1 protein-coding gene is annotated in these 1,465 nt (G+C 39.0%); it reads left to right on the top strand.

What is annotated here, in order from left to right:
* Window positions 1–1,089: 1,089 nt before the first annotated feature.
* Window positions 1,090–1,465: hypothetical protein (locus BIZ37_RS30125; protein ID WP_187464670.1), on the top strand; the 376-nt coding region annotated here is incomplete at its 3' end.

Raw genomic sequence — 1,465 nt, 5'->3', positions numbered from 1 at the left:
TTTAGGTGGTGTAAGGAATAAAACGTAAGGGTGTGTCTGTCGGTTCCAGTCTCATTTGGGATTCTGTCCGGCAAAATGAGATTGTGGTTTTAAGTTTATATTATTGAAATATATTAATTTTATTGTTTTCCAGGGTGGGTTGGGAAATCAAAATTGTCCAGGTTGTAGCGAGTAATGAAGGCGATTTTTTGTGATGAAGTTTTTATGATCATCACCTTGTTAGAGCTGGTTTACACAGTAATTTAAGGTGGTGTAGTCAAAGAACCGTCAGCATTTAGTCATCTTCACTCTTTCAGTTCAGCACGGTTATTGAGTCATCATGGAAGTAAATGCGGCTATGTTATTTGGTTTTATAGGAAATTTTTTCAGGGTATTAAGGCTGATGTGGATTTGCTATCCAACAGTAAATCGATGCTTTTCTAGGACATTCTTCGTACTAGGGGCTTATGGCCTAAAGGTCTTCGAGCGACGGGCTGACATACAAATTATGAATTTCCGGTTTCAGTTAAGTGAACAGTAAGGTATTAAAAATGACACCTTACTGTCGACTTAATGGGTCTGATGTTCCAGTAGCTAGGGTAATTGTGTGTTACCAGGGGCAATTCGAAAGTTACGTAGCTATCTCAACGAGTTTTTAGCCACGTCGTGATTTAGTAGGTGGTCAAGAACTGCTGTGTAGTAACAACGGTAAAATCTTTTTTGCCCCAAACGTGTCTGAGGCCTAGGTCGTAGAACCAAAATTCTTCACTAAGCTAACGAACGTTAGCCTAACGTTCGTTAGCTTAGCAACTTCTTGTAACTTAAGATTGCCCAAAGTGAATTTGGATCATTTTCAGCCGTCATAAGGTAATTGCGTAAGAGCGAGTCACTCCAAGGTGAAAAAGCTCCTTGCTTCAGCAAGTCAAATACTTTTATGGTCAAAGGCTACAGTACTGTTAGCACGCAGTTGCGTGACTTCCTCATAACAACTTGACTCCTCATATCGATCTCGACAATCACCTAGCACATGCCGAAAAGTAGGACTATTCGCACGAAATTGGTTATAATGGTACGGCGTACTGTAATTTAATATTACCTTTAAGGTTATTTATGTTTGGTTTTGTAAAAAAGCAAAAACTGCATGTGGCAGAAGAGATCATCGAGAAGCTCACTGAAGAGTTAGAACAGAAAAGACAATTGATTAAATCAGTTAAATTTCATTTGGCAAGTGAAGTCCTTCAGTTACAAGAGAATAAAGAAAAATTAATACGTGAAAGTGTATCTATTCAGCATAAAATTGATGAGCGACTCAATGACGCCAAAGCATCTGCTGACGAGATGTTCAGTACTGCAGTCCATGATTCAAAAAAAGAAGCTGAACGCATTGAAAAGAAAGCAGCAGACACGCTTAGCATGGCGGAAAAAGAAGCAGCAAAGAGGAATGAAAAAGCAAAGCTGGAATGTGAAATACTGACATCTGAAACCT

Origin of the sequence: Photobacterium sp. BZF1 (genome assembly GCF_014349205.1) — a bacterium.
Taxonomy (GTDB): Bacteria; Pseudomonadota; Gammaproteobacteria; order Enterobacterales; family Vibrionaceae; genus Photobacterium.
The sequence above is the reverse complement of the archived record's forward strand: the minus strand, read 5'-3'. Positions and strand labels throughout refer to the sequence as shown.